Annotated in this window: 14 protein-coding genes; 5 read left to right on the plus strand and 9 right to left on the minus strand. The window is 53.0% G+C overall.

All coding sequences use genetic code 11. From position 1 onward, the window contains the following. The first annotated feature begins 4 nt into the window (after window positions 1-4). Window positions 5-166, plus strand: a complete 162-nt coding sequence (locus DCC81_RS25595) for a hypothetical protein (RefSeq protein ID WP_165806633.1) — start codon at window positions 5-7, stop codon at window positions 164-166. A 119-nt stretch (window positions 167-285) separates the two neighbouring features. Then, window positions 286-690, plus strand: coding sequence for a DoxX family protein (locus DCC81_RS18165; RefSeq protein ID WP_108688000.1), 405 nt, complete (start codon window positions 286-288; stop codon window positions 688-690). 315 nt (window positions 691-1,005) lie between these two features. On the opposite strand, the gene DCC81_RS18170 is transcribed toward DCC81_RS18165, so the two are convergent. The 3 genes from DCC81_RS18170 to DCC81_RS18180 form a co-directional block, all read right to left on the minus strand. Beyond that, window positions 1,006-1,779: a DUF1223 domain-containing protein gene (locus DCC81_RS18170; protein ID WP_108688001.1), complete on the minus strand. Its 774-nt coding sequence runs from the start codon at window positions 1,777-1,779 to the stop codon at window positions 1,006-1,008. A 124-nt stretch (window positions 1,780-1,903) separates the two neighbouring features. Further along, window positions 1,904-2,671, minus strand: coding sequence for a LytR/AlgR family response regulator transcription factor (locus tag DCC81_RS18175; protein ID WP_108688002.1), 768 nt, complete (start codon window positions 2,669-2,671; stop codon window positions 1,904-1,906). Continuing rightward, window positions 2,652-3,668, minus strand: coding sequence for a sensor histidine kinase (locus DCC81_RS18180; RefSeq protein WP_108688003.1), 1,017 nt, complete (start codon window positions 3,666-3,668; stop codon window positions 2,652-2,654). Before DCC81_RS18180 ends, DCC81_RS18175 begins: the two co-directional genes overlap by 20 nt. On the opposite strand from DCC81_RS18180, the gene DCC81_RS25400 reads away from it, so the two are divergent. Further along, window positions 3,667-4,047: an alpha/beta fold hydrolase gene (locus DCC81_RS25400; protein ID WP_133177709.1), complete on the plus strand. Its 381-nt coding sequence runs from the start codon at window positions 3,667-3,669 to the stop codon at window positions 4,045-4,047. The two genes, DCC81_RS18180 and DCC81_RS25400, sit on opposite strands and share 2 nt — an antisense overlap. Before the next feature lie 89 nt (window positions 4,048-4,136). Here the strand turns inward: DCC81_RS25400 and DCC81_RS18190 are convergent, their stop codons facing one another. The 6 genes from DCC81_RS18190 to DCC81_RS18210 all read right to left on the minus strand — a co-directional run bounded on the left by DCC81_RS18190 (window position 4,137) and on the right by DCC81_RS18210 (window position 12,131). Next, window positions 4,137-5,891: a RagB/SusD family nutrient uptake outer membrane protein gene (locus DCC81_RS18190; RefSeq protein ID WP_108688005.1), complete on the minus strand. Its 1,755-nt coding sequence runs from the start codon at window positions 5,889-5,891 to the stop codon at window positions 4,137-4,139. Between the two features lie 11 nt (window positions 5,892-5,902). Then, window positions 5,903-8,917: a SusC/RagA family TonB-linked outer membrane protein gene (locus DCC81_RS18195; protein ID WP_108688006.1), complete on the minus strand. Its 3,015-nt coding sequence runs from the start codon at window positions 8,915-8,917 to the stop codon at window positions 5,903-5,905. Window positions 8,918-9,328: 411 nt separating this feature from the next. Next, window positions 9,329-9,463, minus strand: a complete 135-nt coding sequence (locus tag DCC81_RS25980) for a hypothetical protein (RefSeq protein WP_262510171.1) — start codon at window positions 9,461-9,463, stop codon at window positions 9,329-9,331. A 70-nt stretch (window positions 9,464-9,533) separates the two neighbouring features. Further along, window positions 9,534-10,346 carry an alpha/beta fold hydrolase gene (locus DCC81_RS18200; protein WP_108688007.1) on the minus strand — a complete coding sequence of 271 codons (813 nt, stop codon included), beginning with the start codon at window positions 10,344-10,346 and terminating at the stop codon, window positions 9,534-9,536. 17 nt (window positions 10,347-10,363) lie between these two features. Further along, entirely contained in the window at window positions 10,364-11,167 is an 804-nt protein-coding gene (locus DCC81_RS18205; RefSeq protein WP_165806634.1) for a response regulator transcription factor, read from the minus strand. 367 nt (window positions 11,168-11,534) lie between these two features. Then, window positions 11,535-12,131, minus strand: coding sequence for a hypothetical protein (locus tag DCC81_RS18210; protein WP_133177710.1), 597 nt, complete (start codon window positions 12,129-12,131; stop codon window positions 11,535-11,537). 290 nt (window positions 12,132-12,421) lie between these two features. Between DCC81_RS18210 and DCC81_RS18215 the strand changes: the two genes are divergently transcribed. Continuing rightward, window positions 12,422-14,548, plus strand: a complete 2,127-nt coding sequence (locus DCC81_RS18215; protein ID WP_108688010.1) for a GH92 family glycosyl hydrolase — start codon at window positions 12,422-12,424, stop codon at window positions 14,546-14,548. A 97-nt stretch (window positions 14,549-14,645) separates the two neighbouring features. Then, window positions 14,646-18,581, plus strand: a complete 3,936-nt coding sequence (locus DCC81_RS18220) for a hybrid sensor histidine kinase/response regulator transcription factor (protein WP_108688307.1) — start codon at window positions 14,646-14,648, stop codon at window positions 18,579-18,581. The last annotated feature ends 79 nt before the right edge of the window (window positions 18,582-18,660 follow it).

The following is an 18,660-nucleotide window of genomic DNA, read 5'->3' on the forward strand; positions in this document are numbered from 1 at the left end:
GGTCATGCACCCGCTTTGCCCTTTTTGGGGACGCACCCGCACACCTATCGACCAGGCATTGCGCCAGCAGGCCGGCGCAGGGCGCCCTGGCACCAGTCCCGTGCGCATCATTTCCATGCTGCTGGTCATCGTGGCGGTACGGGCTTGGCTCCTCATGCGCAAATGATAGCCGCGCCCCTTGTCCAACTCATCCTGTTCTTTGTCCGGTTCAGGGCGAAACAGCTGGACTGGTGGCGTTTCCTGTTGCAATTTTGTGTCATCAATCACAACAAAAACTTACAGATCATGACACGGAAAACAACTACTATTATTTACTGGACTGCTACTGTTCTTATTTCCCTCTGGTTTGGCGCAAGTGGCTTCTTTGAGCTTACTGGTAACCCGATCGTATGGGGCATTACCCAGCAACTGGGCTATCCTTCCCACTTCATTTATATCCTGGGGGTGGCTAAACTGTCTGGTGTACTGACCCTGCTCATTCCGGGCAAAGTGCTCCGCCTCAAGGAATGGGTGTATGCAGGCATCTTCTTCGATATTACATTTGCCTTCCTTTCCAAACTGGCAGTTCTTGGCTTTCCTGCCACCATTGACGCGATCATAGCGTATGGCATACTGGCTGCATCTTACATTACTTTCCGCAAACTGTATCCTGGTTTAAACGGCCAGTTTTCCCAGGATACTGTTTTGTAAGGGTTGCATTTTGTAACCCGTGACACAGGGCATCTCATATGATTTGAGATGTCCTTTTTTATGAGCTGTTGTGTATGTGAAAAGAGCCAGGCAATACCTGGTTCTTTTTTATTTTGTTCCCGTGCAGTGTAGCTGTGGGGAGCGTTAACCCTGGATAGACATAATGCCGCATACGTACCGGTCATCGATCATCCAGTTTTCAATTAATGGTTGACAGCAAAAGAAACGCTTACACAGGATATGCGTAAGCGTTCATAAATGCGGGTTGGTCTTGTTAGTTAGCTGTTCAGATGATCACATCCACTACGGAATGAATTATTGGAGCGTGGCATGTGCCGCAGCCGTAACAGCGCCGTTACTGTTTTGCTGTACCAAACCGGTAATTTCCCACTCCCGGGTGTTAAAGCCAGCAGGCAGTTTTACATGTATGTGGCCTGTTTTGTGGCCTTTCAGGTTCATGGTCTCCAGGCCGCGCACCAGCTGTACATGGGGCAGGATACGGCCTTCATTTTCGCCACCTTTTACATTGGTGGTAGCACTGCGTTGTACTACGGCTACCAGCAGGTAACAGTTAGATGGATCATTGTCCAGCGCATACTCCAGGTCTGCACCGCCAGGTTTTATTTCACCACTCAGTTGCAGTGTGTTGGCAGCACTGGTGCGGAGTGCTGCGCTCAGGGCGTTGCGCACGGCGCCGGCATCGGAACCTATGCATTCAGACTGCCCGTTGATGATGAGCTGCGGCGTGTATACCTGGCCGGCAAACTGGCGGCTGTAATCCACCTGGCGTTTTGAAAATGCCGCATCGCTGTAAGGATCTTTCCACCCGTTGCGGTCCCAGTAGTCCACGTGGTAGGCCAGCACGTAGATAGGCTTACCGGCGGCCTGTGCCTGTATGCCGGCCAGCAGTTCTTCTGCCGGCGGACAACTGGAGCACCCCTCCGAAGTGAATAGTTCCAGGACCGCAAAGCTGTTGCCTTTGGGTTCAATGTGTTGAAGTTTGCGGGAAGCGATGCTGCTGCTGATGAAGGCCGCTGTAACGAGGGCAAAGACGATCAGGGCGCCTGCTACTGTCATATTCATTTTCATGGCTGCTGTTTTTGTTGATCATCCAAAAGTACCGCCAGATGGGCCTCCAGGCCAGTGAAAAGGTAGTAAGGCAGCCATTTCAGGCGCTCAACCGGGAAATAAGGTGTTTAAAGAGAACGTGCAGCTAGCGGTTTTCCATCCAGGTGAGAAAGGCGTTGGATTTTTCTTTATTCACCAGCAGTTTTTCCGGTGTTTCAATGGACAGCTTTACATACAGCTTACGCAGGAAATAAGGCGCTACTTCCTTGATAGCCTTGAAGTTTACCAGGTACTGGCGGTTGAGCCGGAAGAACTGTTTGGCAGATACGGCCTGCGTAAGCTGGTCCAGTGATTGGTTGACCGGATATTGCTGCTTGTCAAATGTCATGATCCAGCTGGAGTCATGGCGAATGTAGAAAAAGGCAATGTCCTCCACGTTGATGGTCTTGTATTTCTGGTTCAGGAATACCAGGAAGCTGGTCTTACCGGCGGGGGCGCCCAGTTTAGCCAGCAGGTCGCTGAGATCCGGTGTGGGTGCGGCTTTCTGCTGGAAGAAGTTCTTCAGCTCATCCACCTTTTTGAAAGCCGCTGCAATGTCGTCTTTGGAGAAAGGTTTCAGCACGTAGTCCACCCCGTTACTTTTAAAAGCCCTGAGGGAATATTCGTCAAAGGCGGTACAGAATACCACCGGGCAGGTGATGTCCACTGCCTTAAAGATCTCAAAGCAAAGCCCGTCCGCCAGTTGTACATCCATGAAAAGAAGGTCTGGCATGGGGCTCCCTGCAAGGGCGGCCACACTGTCTTCCACGCTCTGGTATTGCCCCACGATGCGGACTTCCGGGCGCAGCCCTTTGATGATCTTTTCCAGCGATTGCGCTGTTTTGAGTTCGTCCTCAATGATGATGATATTCATGGATAAGCGGAAGTTTTACCTGGAAAATTTTTTGGTCGTTGATGATGTCAATGTGTTGCTGCAGCAGGTGGTTGTAGCGCAGGTCAATGTTTTTGAGGCCTACGCCGGTAGAGGCTTCGCCGGTTTTCAACTGCACCGGGTTCTCTATCACGATGTGGTCGTGCTCTTCGTAAATGCGGATACGCAGCGGCTTCTGGAGGGATACCACATTGTGTTTAATGCAGTTTTCCACCAGCAGCTGCAGGGTAAAAGGTGGTATGAGCGTGCCCAGCGTCTTTTCTGATAGTTGACTTTCAAAAGCGATACCCTTGTCAAAGCGGGCCTTTTGCAGGAACAGGTAAGCATGGAGGATCTCCATTTCCTCGCTTACGTGGATGAGGTCCAGCTTGCGGCTTTCCAGCGTATAGCGGTAGAAGTTAGAAAGCTTCAGGATAAAGTTCACCGCTTCCTCATCCCCGGTTTCTACCATGGCTTTCAGGGTATTGAGACTGTTAAAAAGGAAGTGTGGGTTTACCTGTTGTTTCAGTAATTCATATTGCGCGCTGAGGTTATCATTCTTGATCTGTTCCAGCTCCATGCTTACCTGCTGGTTCTCGTAGTTCTGCTGCAACAGGTGCAGGAACATGTAGAACACCAGGTTGATGAGGATACCGCGCACCTCCACCATAAGCATTACCGGGCCAAAATTGATATGCGACAGGATGAGTTGTTGCACCCAGGCCAGGCCCAGCATCACGGCCAGGCCAAATAAAAGGCTGCTCAGCAGCTTAGCGTAGGAGATGCTTTGCCTGTGCCGCTGCGCCGGCTGGCGGTTCAGTATGTAGATATTGAAATACCACATGAGCAGGGAGAAGGTGCTGGTCAGGCCCGCATTTACCGCGGCTTCCGCCAGGTTAAAATGTTGCTCCGCGATCTGCGGCACCGAGGATAAAAGCCCCAGGAAAATGGAACTGACCCAGATGGTGGCGTGTGATATTTTAAAGCGGGTTTGTTGCATGAAGCAATTAAGTATTGTGATGGACAAATGTATTGATATTCCCGCCATTTACCGGGCCATTGATGTAAGGACCATACCAGTTTCGTTGCCTGCCTGTGCGATAGCGACGATGGCTGTTTTCCGTGTCATGGCTGTTTTTTGCACGAAGTTAGAAATGGAGAGCCCCGGAGTCCAGTTCATTTACCGTGAACCGGACATTTTGGGGGCCCAATATTTAATAGCGCGGGGCGAAACAGACCTGCCGGTGCAGAACGCAAAGAATATGGCGCAATACCTGCCCAATGCAAAACGGGTGCTCTACCCGGATGCTGCACCCGCGGCCGTGTTCCAGCGCCCGGGCCTGTTTGTGCCCGCCGCCATCAGCTTTTTAGGGAAATAAAAAAGCCCCGCATGCAGGGCATAAAATACAAAGCGGCCGTTCTCTTAAATTTTGAGAACGGCCGCTTTTGTTAGTATCAGGATTAACAACTAGTACTTGTCATTCTGTATAAACGCCTTGCTGGCATCCATGATAGACTGAGGGATGGGGAAGATCCTGCGGTACGGCTGTGAAGCGGGTTTGGCAGTGCCCACGTCTTCAAACTTGCCAAAACGGATAGCCGTTTTCCTGCGGTACATTTCCCAATACAGCTCGTAACCGATCTCGTTGTACAGTGCCTTGTCATCCAGGGTGGCCAGTGCTTTGCCGGCGGTGCTGCCAGACAGTGCATCATTGGTACGGCTGGTGCGCAGCTTGTTCACATCTGCCAGGGCCAGGGCATTGCTACCATTACGGAAGTAGGCTTCTGCACGCAGGCAGTACATGCCACCCAGGCGGAACAGGGGAATGTCCACGTTGCTGGAGCCATTATCTTTCTCCGGGTCAAATTCAAACTTGAACACGCGCACGCCACGGTTGATCTGCGCCTGGGTAAATACAGACTGGGTAGGGTTGTCGAAGTCGAGGGCCGGGGTAAAGTCTACCGGCAGGGACGTATTCTTTTCGCAATACAGTTTAGACACTTTAATGCGGCTATCGGTTGTCATTACAAAACCACCACCGGAAGCCAGGGTGGGGCCATACTGCTGGCCTACCTGCATGCCACGGTTAAAGTGGAACCAGGGTTGGCCGCCACTGTTTGCCACCGTGCTGGTGGCCGGTACGCTTACGTCTGTGCCGTCATTTTTGAACCAGGTGCCATCCGCATACTGGTAGTGGCGTGTAAAGCGGGGATCGTCGTGGTTGTTATCCCAGGTGGCATAGAACTCAGGCGTGGTGCAGGTTGCATTGGTGCCACGGTTCAGCGGGGAAGGTTTCTGGCTTCTTTCTGTAGGCATGTAAGCAATGGAGTTGGAGCTGCTGCGCAGGTTGTTGATCTGCTGGTCTACCACGAAGATCAGTTCCGGTCTGCCGTTGTTATCAATGTCAAAGTTCCTGAAATAATTCTGCTCCAGGGAGAAGCGGGGATCGCTGATCAGCTTGGAAGTGTATTCAATTACTTTATCCATGTCAGTGCCCTTGCCGTCTACGGCTGATTCCTTGAAGTTGAAGGTGGCAGCATAACGGTTTTTGAACACGGCGCGGTTCATGTACATATCTGCCAGCAGGCCATAGGCGGCCTGTTTGGTGAAGCGGCCGTTGTGGGTGTTCTGGGTGCCCAGGTCTGCCAGGTCTGGCAGGATGGCTTCTACCTCTCGGATCAGGCCATCAATGGCAGTATCGGCGCGTTTTACTTCCAGCGGGGCGTTTGCCACCAGCGGGTTGCGGTAGGGTGCCTGTCCAAACAGGTCCAGCGTGTGATAGGTGTAGAAGGCCAGCATGCCGCGGGCTTCTGCCATAAACAGGGTGCGCTGGCTGAAATCCTTGGCATTATTCACCGTGCTGATAGCGGTCAGGGATTTGGTAATGCCCGCATTCAGGGAGTTCCACGTGGTGGTTACGATGGAGTTATCAGGTGCCCAGGTAAATTCGTGCATGGTGCGCCACACACCACCATCACCCCAGTCGCTGCCACGGGTGGGCAGCAGGGCTTCATCCGTAGTGTATTCCTGCATGGCAAATACCTGGCTGTGGTCTACAAACGTACCATCGTCCATCTGGCCGTAAGCCGCTGCCAGCGCGTTTTCCGGGCTGGCATTGTTAGAGCCCAGCACCTCATCGATCACTTTTTCATGCAGGTTCGTACAAGCGCTCATACCCATTACGAGCAGCAGGGAACCCAATGTATATTTCAATGTTTTCATGGTAATGTTGCTTAGAATTTAACGGTGGCACCTACGAGGTAGGTTTTGGATGCAGGGTAAGTGGCGTAGTCAACACCCAGTGACTGGTTACCGCCCACCGTCTTGGTGGTGTTCACCAGCGGATCATAACCGGAATACTTGGTGATCGTGAACAGGTTCTGCGCACTTACATAAATGTTCAGTGATTTCAGCCACGTGAGCCGGGACAGTGGCAGGGTGTAACCCAGGCGCAGATTGCTCAGGCGGATGAAGTCGGATTTCTCCAGGTAGAGGGACGACAGCTGCACGGGGTTGGTGGTGCTGGCTTTTGCTTCGTAATATTTACGCAGCACGTTACGGTCAGATGCGAGGCTGTTGATGTTGAGGTCCAGCGCAGTGTTGTTTACCAGGTAGCCGCCGGTTTGTCCAATGAATGAGAAGGCCAGGTCAAAGTCCTGGTAACGCATCTGGCTGTTCAGGCCAAAGTTGAATTTGGGCAGCGCACCTTTGAAGATCTCGCGGTCCAGCTGGTTGATGGCGCCATCCTTGTTCTTGTCTTCAAAAATGTCTTTACCATCCTTGTCATAACCAAGGTGTTTCAGCATGAAGAAAGAACCTGCTTCATAACCGTTCTTATAGATGTTTGCATTCACGCCAGACAGGCCGGGGCCGGAAATGCTGCCGGAATACAGCTCAGATACGGGCAGGTCCTTGATGTTGTTCTTCAGGGTAGCGCCGTTCACGTCCACGGTCCAGTTAAAGTTCTGAGTCCGCACGATCTGTGAGCCCAGGCTGAATTCAAAACCTTTGTTCACGATCAGGGCGTCCACGTTCTTCCACACCGTAGTAGTGGGACTCAGCGGACCGGAAGGAATGTTGAGGATGGGATTCTTCGTGGTCTTGTTGAAGTATTCCAATGAACCATAGAGCTTGTTCTTCCAGAGACCAAAGTCGAGGCCAATGTTCACCTGTTCTACCAGTTCCCAACGCAGGTCGGGGTTGGCAGTACGGTTCACGGTTACACCGTTCACCAGTTTCTGGTCGCCGTACAGGTAGTAACCAGAGCCGGTGGAAAGGGAGTAGCTGGCCTGTGTGATCTTGTTCGGCACTTCCTGGTTACCCGTCTGGCCCCAGCTGGCGCGCAGTTTCAGGTCTTCAATAGCCGTGATGGGCTTCAGGAAATTTTCCTGGGAGAGGGTCCAGCCTACCGCTACAGAAGGGAAGTAACCATACTTGTTGTTCTCTCCAAAACGGGTAGAACCGTCTGCACGCATGGAAGCGGTGAGCAGGTAGCGGTTATCGTAGTTGTAGTTGATACGGCCAAAGAAAGACTGCAGTTCATTTTCCTGGGCATAGCCGCTCGGTGTGGTGGGCGTGCCGGAGTAGCCGGGATTGTACTCAGGATCTACGCCCTGGCCCTGCTTGGAAATGCCCTGTACCCCAAAGGCAGTACCGGAGAATTTGAATTGCTGGTATGAGAAGCCACCCAGCGCTTCAAACTGGTGCTTGTTGATCGCCAGGTTGTAGGTCAGGTAATGTTCCAGCAGGGTAGTGGTGGACTGCAGGTTGTTCTGCACGTAAGCGCCCAGGGGCGTACGGTCCGTGATGTTCGGGTAGATGGTGGTATTGCGCTCAGAGGTAGACTTGTCCACACCGTAGTTAAAGCGGTAATTCAGTCCCTTTGCCAGGCGCAGTGCGGCTTCTACGTTGCCCAGCACGCGGAAGGTGTTGGTCTTGTCGTTGTAGATGCTCAGCAGGTACGCAGGGTTGTAGTGCGCGTTCATGTTAAAGTTCGTATAGTTGCCGGTAGAGTCATACACAGAGCGGGTAGGATTGGCCATCAGTGCGTGGATGATCAGCTGTCCGTCAGAGCCGGCGGTGTTACCGTTGGGGATACCGGTTTCATTGATATCACTGGCGGTCAGGTTCATTTTCACTACCAGGCGCTTATCGTCGAAGAAAGATTCTTCCGCGTTCAAACGCGCAGTGGTTCTTTTGAAGCTGCTGTTCTTTACAATACCATCCTGGTCCAGGCGGGAAATGGAGGCCATGTAAGCGCCGGTGTTAGTGGTCTTTGCAAAGCTGATATTATGGTTCTGTACAAAACCGTTGCGGAAGATCACGTCCTGCCAGTCGGTATTGCCTTTGTGGTCATAGGCCGGGTCCACCAGGGCTTTGCGGTATTCCGCCGCATCCAGTACGTCCAGTTTTTTGATCACTTTGGCGTTACCTACATACATGTCGTACGTGAGGGTGCCATTGCCTTTGCTGCCACGCTTGGTGGTGATCAGCACTACGCCATTAGAGCCTCTTGCCCCGTAGATAGCCGCTGCAGAGGCGTCTTTCAGTACGGTCACGGTTTCAATATCACTGGTGTTGAGGAAGTTCAGCGGGTTCTTAGGCTCGGAACTACCCAGGCCAAAATCAGGACCGCCCGCACTTACATTATCATTGCTCAGGGGCACACCATCCACTACAAACAGGGGCGTACTACCGCTGCGGATAGAGCCCACCCCGCGGATGAATACATCCACGCCGGCACCGGGCTCACCACTGCTCTGTGCAATGCGCACACCGGATACGCGGCCCTGCAGCATGTTATCTACAGAGATGTTTACACCCTGGCGGATATTGTCTGCTTTTAATTGTGTTAATGCGCCGGTTACATCGGCCTTGGTCTGGTTGCCATAACCTACTACCACTACTTCACCCAGCTTGCTGTTGCTTTCTGTAAGGGTGAGTTTCATGAAAGTGTTGCTGGCAGTGGCTTCCAGTGTGGTGTAACCGATGAAAGAGATCACCAGTTTTTCACCTTCCGCAGCCTGCAGGGAGAACTGGCCACGGTTGTCTGTTGTGGTTACACGGTTGGTAATGGCTGATTTCACGGTGGCGCCGGGGATCGGAGTACCATCTGCACCTACGATGATGCCTTTGATGGGCTCTTGCCGGGCTACCTGGTCAAAACTGCGATAGGTTGTCGCGTTGGCCATAGCGGGGCTGGCGGCGCACAAAAGGGCCGCTGCCACCAGGATGATTTGTTTGTTCATTGGCAGTCTGCTATTAAGCTTTGATATTAATGGACAATATGAGCCCGTACCGGCAGTTTCGCGCTACTGCGGCTGAGGGGAATGCTTTGAAAAAAAACGCTTCTCACGGCGTAAATGAAAAATCGCTTCTTACGGCGATCCGGGTGGACTGTTTAAAATTGGTATTAAGCGTACAGTGCCACGGTAAACAGTATCAAATAGTAATAAATTGTACATGCCGCACACTTCGTCCCAGGGCGTGCGGTGATAGGTTTGTATGTCTGTGTCGAAACGGAAAGCAATAGTAATATGCTTTTTCTGTTTTAGTGTTAAGCGAAGGTTACGTTTCTTTTAATTTAGTGTTGCCAATGGAACGGGTAGTAACGGTGACCTATATACGTAGTGAAGGGAGTTATAAGATAGCAGGCTGTTTTAATCTTTCACTATACCCACGGTGATCTCCGTTACCTGGAAACAGTTGCGGGCAGGCTTGCGCTCCCCTTCCACCAGGCGGAAAGGGCCTTTGTTCTCCGGTAGCGGCTTGCCCTCCAGCCGGTTTCCGGGCAAACCGGCGCCTGGTACATATTGACAATGGAAATTAAATAGCGGCTTACAACCTCCCTAAAAGCTGGAGCATTTAAAACACATCTGCAATAAACCTGCAAAGCAACGCTTCAAAAACAGCCGGTTGATCCAGCTGCGCCAGGTGGCCGGCCGCTTTGATCACATGCACCTGGTTCTGCCAGCGGGGGAGTGGTACGTTATCCAGGTATTGCATGTTCACGATCGCTTCATTTTCTCCAAAGACAATGGCCACGGGTAGCCCGGCTTGTTGCAGGTTACTTATTTCATCACTCCAGGCAGCCCTTGCCAGGGACGCCCCGAGTGATACGCGAAACTGCGGATCGGTGTTACGGTAAGCATTGACCAGGCGGGTAATGGTGGCTGCGTCCTGGCGTACCACCAGGCCTTGCATGTAGTGTTGCAGGTCCTCGTCTGGCGGATGGGCGGCGGTGAGCAGGCCTGCGTAAGGAAAGGCGGTGATGATCTCTGCCGGCGTTATGCCTTGCCCCAGCACACAGGGGCCTACCATGAACAAGCCTTTGCATCCGTGCAGCAGGGGAAGTGCTTCTGCGGCAATGTTGCTGCCAAGGGAAGCCGTTACCAGGATGTAATCTGTGAGTTGCAGTGCAGCGATGGTGGCCGCCAGTGTAGCACCCATGCCAGGCACCGTATAATCTTCATCCGGCGCGGCGCTGAAAGCAGATTGCCCGTGGCCGGCAGGATCAATGTAAACACGTTGGAAGTCCGCAAGGGCCGGGCTTTCCATCGAGGCCTGCCAGGAAAAGCCATCGCCCGATGCCTGTGGTATAAAGATAATGCCACGGGGGCCGCTGCCCCGCCGGTGGTAGTGGATCCGCAGTCCGCCTGCGGTGAGGAAATATTGCATGAGATGGAATTGTAATCTCAGAGGAGCCGGTGGCGGAAAGCATAGGCAATCAGTTCTGCCATGTTCTTGGTATTGGTCTTGCGCAGCATATTCTTGCGGTGGTTGGAAACGGTATTCTCTGCAATATTCACATGCGCTGCTATCTGCTTGCTGCTCCAGCCTTCCGCCATGTAAGAAAGAATGCGGTGTTCCTGCGTGGTGAGCAGGCGGTCTTCCTCTTGCGGGTAAAAATGGTTTTCAGCCATCAATGCCTGCACCGGCCGTCCCTTCACATCGTACTGCCTTTCTATGGTATGATGGATGAGCGTGTCCTTTTTAAACAACGTAATATCTGTGGCCGTGCCCAGGCTGAAAAGCGGCAGGCCGGTTGCTGCGGAGGTGATGTAACAGCCCCGCTGCAGCAACTGTACATCCCGCCCGGCTTTGTTGCGGATGCGGAAATTATAAGTAAAGATAAATTCCTGGTGCAGGTGCTGCGGTTGGGAGGACAGGAAGTCAATATTGGCCGGGAATATGGATTCATTGTATACTTTAAAATCATCCCGCTGGTAAATGCTGCGCAGCATGGGTATGCCACCCTCCATGAATTCACGGGGATCATACGTGGTAATGATCTTGGTGCCACCGGACATTACGAGGTACTGCGACCGTGTGTAGTCAACCAGGAAGAAAACCGGCGAGGTGTGGTGCAGGGCCGTGTGGAGTACCGCTGCTTTCTGGAATAGTTGAGGTATCTGCCGTTCGTCAAAAGTGTCCTTTGCATAGAAGATGTCCTGCAAATGCTTTTCGTACGTCGGGCTCAGGGATCGCTGGATCTGCATACAGAATAGATTAGGCATACGAAAGGTATTTCAAGATACGCAATCCGGCCATCAAAAGCAATAGCTTAAAACAGCTATTGGCCGGCCCGCAGGGCCCGGCTACCTTTGCCTCCATTGTCAAAAATGTCTGTTGAGCGAACCCCAAAAAAGTCAGGATTGTCTGTCCTGTGCCAGTGGACAGTAAAGCCGGTGATCGCCGGCTTTACCTGTTTTTGGGCCTTGGATGAAGGCTAAGGCAAAATGGCTGACAGCAGCCGGGGCACTTATCCTGCATCGCATTTACACAGGTAGCCCGGATGCAGAACGGGGCTGCATCCTACTGGTGATGCAGCCCCGTTGATGACTGGCCGGTGTTTTTACTGCCTGTTTAATCCTTCAGGTTCAGGTATGCCTTTACCGCCGCATAATTATTCCAGTCCACTACATTTTTCATGCGTGCCGCTGATCCGCCGGGTACCAGTACGTAACGGTACTGCTGGTATTTCACACCATTGTTATCCTGCTGTGTACCAGGGTCTATGTTGGAATGGATCTCGAATACGCCGGTGTATGCAATGTAACGGATAATAACCCCATTTTCGTCCGCATAAGGCAGGGGTGCTATCACGGGGTCATCTGCGGTGTTAATGTTCACATACAAATGCATTTCACCAGTGGTCAGCATAGTGAGGTCAAGTTTGGGGGCCTCTATGCCCGCATAGTAACCGAGCGTATCTATCCCACCGCCGGGGGTATGAACGGTGTCAGGAGAGAATCCCACATCCAGCCAGTCGGAGTAGATCACGTTAGCGGTGCCAGTGTCACCTTTATCACCTTTATCGCCTTTGGAGCCGGCGGGACCGGCAGGCCCCTGTGCCCCGGCGGCACCCGCTGGGCCGGTAGCGCCGTCTTTGCCGCAGGATGTAATTAAGAAAGAGGTGGCCACCAAAAGGATGGCTGCGGGGAGTAATGATTTTAGTTTCATGCGTATGAGATTAAGGTTGAAGAATATGCAAGATTTTGTATGCTACTTAAGGGCTGTACTCCTGGATTTGCCGTGCGTCGGTGTTTGGGGGCGTATATACTTCACAGTTACGGCTGTTAAGTTAGCATGAAAATCAATTCCCCGGCGTGCCAGCCCCTGCTTTTTTTAATCTCCTTTTTTTGATCCGTCACCTTGCATCTTGCCCAAATAATTAACAAATTTGTGTGTGAAGGCGTATTTTGTACACTTATACGTGATATACCCGTTCTGCCATTATTTAAAAGGAAACCATGAAAGCTAGATTATTCCTCGTTGTGCTGTCGTGCTGGGCCATTACCACCCAGGCCCAGCGAAGTCCGTTTGATTATGTAAACCCGTTCCTCGGTACCGCCACCATCTGGGATGCCAAAGATGTAGGGTACACGCCCACCCATCGCACCTGGGGCGCAGAAGTGTTCCCCGGTGCATCCCGGCCCAATGCCATGGTGCAACTCACACCGGTCACCCAATTCCACAGCGGTTCCGGCTACCAGTATGAAGACACTACCATTTACGGTTTTGCCCATACCAGTAAGGGTCACTGGAACCTTTGCTACATTCCGCTGCTGCCCGCCACCACCGGCTTTACTGCAGACGACTATGCATCAGCGTATAGCCATAGCCGTGAGAGTGCCCATCCTGCTTACTACCAGGTATACCTGCAGCGCTATGATGTAAATGCAGCGCTCACCTCCACGCTTCGTTGCGGCTTTCACCGCTATACGTTCAAAGCCGGCCAGCCGGAAAACGTGATCGCAGACCTGTCGGAATCCAATGAACGCGTGCACGACTGGAATATCCGCCAGCAGGATGACCACGTGTTCACCGGCTACCAGCATGCCGGAGAGAAGATGTATTTCTATGCCGTGGCCAACCACCGCATTAGCCGTATTGACTCCCTGCAGGGACGGAAAAAGGTAGTGCCGGTGCTGCATTTTGAAAACGGGACAGGGGCGCTGGAGCTACGGATCGGCTTTTCGTTTGTAAGCATTAACAATGCAAAGGAAAACCTGGAAAAAGAAATAGGAAGGGATGCTTTTGAAACAGTGCGGGAAGGTGGTGCCAATACCTGGAATGCCTTGCTGTCTAAAATAAAGATCACGGGCGGCACGGAACGGCAGCGGGGCTTATTCTATTCCTGCCTGTACCGTTCTTTCCTGTGGCCTGCTTTGCGCAGCGACATCAACGGCGATTTTACCAACAACAAAGGCGAAGTGGTGAACAAGGGATTTGATTACTACACAGAGCCATCCCTGTGGGACGATTACCGCAACAAGCTGGTATTACTTGGCCTCCTGGAACCCAGGGTAACGGCCAACGTGATCCAGTCGCTCATAGACAAGGGAGAGAAGACCGGCTTTATGCCCACCTTCTTCCATGGAGATCATGCAGCTGCATTTGTAGCAGGGTCTTACCTGCGCGGCATCCGCGGTTATGATGTGCAGCGCGCCTACCAGCAGTTGCTGCGCAATGCCACGGTAGAAGGCGGCACGCGCCCTTACATTACTGAATATGCCACCCGTGGTTACATCGCAGAAAAAGAAGTGGAGCACCCGGTAATAGAAACGGTGACCAAAGCCGCTGTGACCAAAACACTGGAATACGCCTACGATGATTACGCCCTGGCCCAACTGGCCCATTCCCTGGGCGATACGGCTAACTACCGCATGCTGATGAAACGTACCGGCAATTACAAAAACGTCTTTGACCCATCCACCCGCTTCATGCGGGGCCGCCTGGAAAACGGCGACTGGGTAAAAAATTTCAACCCGGATTATCCTTATTACGAATACATGTACCGCGAGGCAAACGCCTGGCAATCGTCCTTCTTTGCCCCGCATGACATGGATGGCCTGGTAAAACTGTTTCCCAGCAGGAAGGCCTTTGAGCAGAAAGTAGATTCCCTTTTCAGTTATCCCTGGCAGGGCTATGAAGCGTACAATATTTCCGGCTTCATTGGCCAGTACACGCAGGGCAACCAGCCGGACCACAGCTATCCTTTCCTTTATTATTTCGTGGGCAGGCAGGAAAAATCACAGGTGATCCTGGACAGCATCCTGAATCATTTTTACGATATGGGGAAAGCACACCTGGCCTACTCCGGCATGGACGATGCCGGCGAAAATTCCAGCTGGTACGTATTTAACGCCATGGGCTTTTACCCGTTCTCTCCCGCAGATCCAAAGTATATCGTGTCTGTGCCACTGTTCGACAAAGTGGAAATGAAACTGGATAATGGTAAAACGTTTACCATCGTGAAGCAGGGAAAAGGAAAAAAGATCACGCACCTGGAGGTGGGGGGAAAGAAAATTACGGACTATTACCTGCAGGATGCAGACCTGAAACAAGGGAAGACTTTGATGATCAGTACCCGCTGAGGGTTATGACGGTGCTTTTTAAAGGCCCGTGCCGGATGGCGCGGGCTTTTTTTTTCCTATCTTTATCCCGTTCTACGTTATGAAAATGATGCCCGTCATGAAACGCCACATCCTGCTGCTGTTAATATTATTGTGTTATAGACACTTATTTGCGGACGAACGCCCGGTGCGCTACCTCGGTATTGAGCATGGGCTCTCCAACAATGCCGTGACCTGCATTTATCAGGATGCCAAAGGATTTATGTGGTTTGGTACCTACGATGGGCTGAACCGCTATGACGGCTACTCTTTCAAGATCTTCCGCAATATCATTGGTGATACTACCTCCCTGGCAGACAATGCCGTGTATAACCTGGCCGGAGGAAGCGATGGCGCCCTTTGGGTGGGCGGGCGCAAAGGCATCAGCATTTACGATCCCCAGCGCAATTTGTTTAGCCCTGCCTGGTACCAGTTACGCGGTGGAAAGGCCCTGCCGGTTACCAACAACATCCACCAGTTGCGCAGCACGCCCGGGGGCAGCATGATGGCAGGTACGGAAAATAACGGGCTGCTGGTGTTCAGCCCCGGCAATCATATAGGTAGCACTATACCGCTCCGCGGCAATTTACATTACGAAGTCACCGCTATTGAAACCTCCTGGATCTTTGTACAACACGAAGGGCTCTATCATTTCGATAGTACCTCCCATGCACTGGAACTGGTAAGCAGCAGCATCCGCCACGCTAACTGCCTGCAGGCAGATGCCCAGGGCCATCTCTGGCTGGGCAACGACAGTGGCTTATACCGGTACGACATTGCCACGCACCAGTTCTCACTTAACTATTGCCAGGATGTAAGCAAGATCGTAAGCCTTTGCCTGGACCGGCAAGGCACCCTCTGGGTGGCCCTGGATGGAGACGGGGTCATGACCCTGGCCCCCGGGGAAAGCAAGCTGGTAGCGCAACCGGGCATTAACAGCAATGCAATTTATGCAGTGTATGAAGATACAGACGGGCGCAAGTGGATCGGCTCCCTGCGCGGGGGCATCAACCTTATTGAAGCACATCAAAACCCTTTCAATACGCATCGTTTTGGCCCCCGGATGACCAGCAACTTTATGCTGTCCTTTGCGGAAGATGCCCATCACAACATCTGGATAGGCACGGACGGGGATGGCCTCCGCTACTGGGACCGCGCCCGTGATACCTACACCACTTACCAGCACGATCCGCAACAGGCAGGCAGCATTGGCAGCAACTTTATCACCAGCATCCTTGCGGATGACGACCAGTATGTATGGGTGTCCACCTGGTTTGCCGGGGTGCACCGTTTTGATCCCCGCACCAAAACCTTTGAGCATTTTACCATGTACAATCCCGTCACCAAAGCGGAAGAGAAAAATGCATGGCTCCTCTACAAAGACCGCCAGCAAAGGCTTTGGGCCAGCACCTCTAATAACGGTACCCTCTATATTTTTAACAAGGCCCTGCATAAGTTCGAGATCTTTGACCCCGCCATTTCCAATGTGCAGTGCATGGCGGAAGACGCCCGGGGCCAGCTCTGGGCGGGCGATTACTCATCGCTCATCCTCATAGACCCGGTACACAAACGGCATAAGATCTTCAAGCTGGGCTACACCGTGCGCAGCCTGCATGAGGACCGCTACGGCAATTTCTGGGTGGGCACGGAGAGTGGGGGATTGCTGCGCTTTGTCCGCAGCACCGGCCGCTTTGAGCGCTTCACTACCGCAGCTGGGCTGCCGGGCAATTCCATCCTCCGCATACTGGAAGATGAGCGCGGCCACCTCTGGGTCAGTACTTTCAGCGGCTTGTCCTGCTTTGATCCCCAACACAAAGTGTTCCGCAACTTTACACAATCAGACGGGCTGCAGAGCAACCAGTTCACCTTCAACGCGGCTTTAAAGACCAGTGCCGGGGAAATGCTCTTTGGCGGCATTAAGGGTTTCAATATTTTTTACCCGGACCGGGTGCGGGAAGACACGGCACCATTGCGGCTTTTCATTGACAATATCCGGGTAGACAACAAGCCGGTGCCTATTGCCGGTAGCCTTACCATCCCGTATAACAAAGCCTCCCTGGCCTTTGACTTCGTGGCGCTGGAATATACAGCGCCGGATAAGATCAGCTACGCCTGGTTCCTGGAAGGCTGGGATAAGAACTGGACCTACAGCGGTTCCCTGCGCCAGGCCATTTACACCCACCTGCAGGAAGGGATGTATGTGCTGCATGTCATGGCATCCAACGGTGCCGGGCGCTGGACGGGCGTGGCAAAGACCATCCGCATCATTGTACTGCCTCCCTGGTACCGCAGCTGGTGGGCGTACACGGCGTATGTGCTCCTGGTATTTTTTACCGTGTACGGGTATGTGAAGTATAAACAACGCCAGGAACGCCTGCGCTATGAGGTACAACTGGCGCGGGTGGAAAAAGAAAAAGAGAAAGACCTCAATGAGAAAAAGCTGTCTTTCTTTACCCATGTATCCCATGAATTCCGCACCCCGCTCACGCTCATCATCAATCCCCTGAAAGCCGCGCTGCAAAAGGGCGCCAGCCCCGATGACCTGGGCACCATTTACCGCAATGCGCGCCGCCTTCTCAGCCTCGTGGACCAGTTGCTCCTGTTCCGCAAGGCAGATACCGGGGCAGACCAGCTGCATATCAGCACCCTGGACATGCGGGAACTTTGCCAGGAGGTATATGCCTGTTTTTTACAACAGGCCCGCAGTAAGCAGATCCACTACTCCTTCACCTGCGATGCCCCGTCCCTGCCACTCTTTGGCGATGCGGAAAAACTGGAGATCGCGCTGTTTAATTTATTGTCCAACGCGTTTAAATTCACCCCGGACCAGGGGCGTATAGCCGTTACCGTTACACCGGAGGATGGCGGTGTATGCATCGTGGTGCAGGACAGCGGGAGTGGCATTGCACCGGAAGCGGGGCGGCGCATCTTTGAAAAATTCCGCCAGGGTGAAAGGGGCAAGCAGTCCGGGTTCGGCATTGGCCTGTACCTGGTACGGCATTTTATTGAAAGCCACCAGGGCCGCGTACAATATGAAAGTACGCCGGGGCAGGGCACTACTTTTACCGTGTACCTGCCGGAGGGCATAGCGCCTGCCGGCTCCCTGCCGGAAAAGTGTGGTAAGCCGGAACTGCTGGAAGAGCTGATGGAAGAAGCCCTGCCAGCCACGGACGCCCAGCCGGCCAGCCCGGCCAGTGCCGGGGCCCTGGTGTCTGAAAAGCAAAGCCTCCTTATTATAGATGACCAGCCGGAAATGCGGCGCTACCTGCAACAGCTTTTCCGCGACTCCTTTATCATATATGAAGCCGCCGATGGGGAAAGCGGCCTTGCCCTGGCCCAGCGCTGCCAGCCAGACCTGGTGATCAGCGACGTGGAAATGGAGGGCATGGATGGCATCGCCCTCTGCGCCCAGCTCAAGGCCAGCGAGGCCCTGGGCCATATCCCCGTGGTGCTGCTCACCGCCGGTACGCGCGATGAGACCCGGCTGGAAGGCATCAGCGGCGGGGCGGACGATTATATTACCAAACCCTTTGCCGATGAAATGCTGCTGGCCCGCGTGCACACCCTCCTGAAAAACCGCCAGTTGCTGCGCCAGTATTTCTTTGACCGCATCACCCTCCGGGAAAGCAGCGTGAAGGTGCCGGCAGCATACCGGGATTTCCTGAAACGCTGCATCGAGATCGTGGAGGATAACCTGGACAAGGACGATTTCCAGGTAAAAAAGCTGGCCATGGCCCTGGGCATGAGCCACTCTGGCCTGTACCGCAAGGTGAAGGCCATCTCCGGGCAATCCATCAACGCCTTCGTGCGCTCCATCCGCCTGCGCCGGGCCGCCGTGCTCATGATCCGTGAAAATTACAACGTAAACCAGGCCGCCTTCCAGGTAGGCATCAGTGATCCCAAATATTTCCGGGAGCAGTTTGCCCGCCTGTTTGGGATGAACCCCAGCGCTTACATCCGGCGTTACCGCAATACATTCAGTGGTGAACTGAACCTGGTAAAAGGGGAGGATTGATCAATTTCCCCCCTTCTTTGACGAGTTTATACCCGCTCTTCCGGCCCTTTGCCTGCTAACATTGCAGGAGCAAAACGCC

The organism is Chitinophaga parva, from assembly GCF_003071345.1.
Lineage (GTDB): Bacteria > Bacteroidota > Bacteroidia > Chitinophagales > Chitinophagaceae > Chitinophaga > Chitinophaga parva.